The organism is Pseudoxanthomonas sp. UTMC 1351 (assembly GCF_040948865.1).
Classification (GTDB): domain Bacteria; phylum Pseudomonadota; class Gammaproteobacteria; order Xanthomonadales; family Xanthomonadaceae; genus Pseudoxanthomonas_A.
Map to the genome: position 1 here is coordinate 1 of NZ_JAVGJT010000050.1, position 1,376 is coordinate 1,376.

At 57.6% G+C, this 1,376-nt stretch carries 1 protein-coding gene; it reads right to left on the reverse strand.

Annotated elements, in window-relative coordinates:
• Window positions 1–159 precede the first annotated feature (159 nt).
• Window positions 160–1,376 (reverse strand): hypothetical protein (locus AB6O04_RS20170; RefSeq protein WP_368566206.1); only part of this gene is annotated, 1,217 nt, incomplete at its 5' end.

A 1,376-nucleotide genomic window follows, 5' to 3' on the forward strand; every position in this document is an offset into this window, starting at 1 on the left:
GGACGTCCATTCGACGCTGCAGGCCGGAAATCGCTAACGCAGGGCCTGCACTTCAACCCGCATCAAAGCAGAAAGCCCTCGGTAGATTGCCGGGGGCTTTCCCTTATGGAGTTCCGAACAGGAGGGGTTTCTTCGCAGTTTCTCGCATGTCGCGACGAATCATTCAACGAGAGGCAAGGACATCGTCGTGGCGGTGAATGAACCCTCAGTGGTGCCCGCCACCTGCGACGCCCAGTCGGTAAACGTCATGAGAAGTTCCGTTCCGTCCTTCTCGAAAGAGACGGCGGTCGAGGTTTCGTATCGGATCACTGGAAGCTGCAGATGAACACTGGGCAGACGTTCGTCGCTCTCATTTCCGACCAACTTAAAAATAGCAACCGAACGGTCGGAATATGTGAGCGCAGCCATCGCATTCGCGGGTGAAAAGGCGATGCCCATCACAAACTCGTTCGGCGGCCGATGGGGATGCTTTAGCGTTATCTGGTGGCTGTGGTCGCGACTTTCCAGCACGAGATCACATCTTTGATCGCCAGAGCGAATAATGTGCCGCTCGTCGTGGCTGAGCGTATAGATGCTGTTCGCCACGCTGAGAGGAGTGGAGCGTTTCACGCCTCCGTTCGGGTGTATTTGCGTCCCCCAGGCGTGCCCAGCCACAACGGCAACACCGCTTGAATCTACGGTGACCGACGAGCTGTCGCTATCGATATCTTCGTCATGCACTGGCACCCCCGCTTCTCGATCAAACACCACCAGACGGGCCCGGTTCAGGTCATTGTCGCGATAGATGACAGCCACAAATCGCCCGTCCGCAGACAGGGACGCGCGATCGAAGGGAAGAAGCGCATCGAGCGGAAGGTTGTTGAGAGTGTCGTCATTGGGGCGATATACGCTCAGTTGGCCGGTCCCACGGTTGAGCACCAGCAGTTGTTCGCTCCCGCGATTGAACGTCGAGTCCACCACGGCGAGTGTGTTATAGCCATTTCCCGGCAAGACATACTCCATCAGTTGGCTAGGCATTCGGACTTCGCCATTCTGTGAGACGAAACAAAGCCCGACGGGGTCGTCGTTACATGTGGCTAAGAATTCAGGCTCTGAGGTGGATGAGGCATAGACAGGTCCGCGTTCGGCAAGGACGAACGGTCCCATCTCATGGGTGCGAGCTGAGTCAAGGGTCAGAAATGGGAGGCGATCAATGGCGCTTTGCAGGTTTACAAGCGCCGCCGCATAGCGAAGGCCTTTTTCCGTTAGCTCGTTAGCGACCGTGCTGAATCCGGCGTTGGCCAGCAATGGCCACGCGGGGCTCTCGCCACGCTCGCGATCTGTGATGAAGGCCCGCGCCGCTTGATCAAAGGCCTTCGGCGTTATCGCATTGCGCC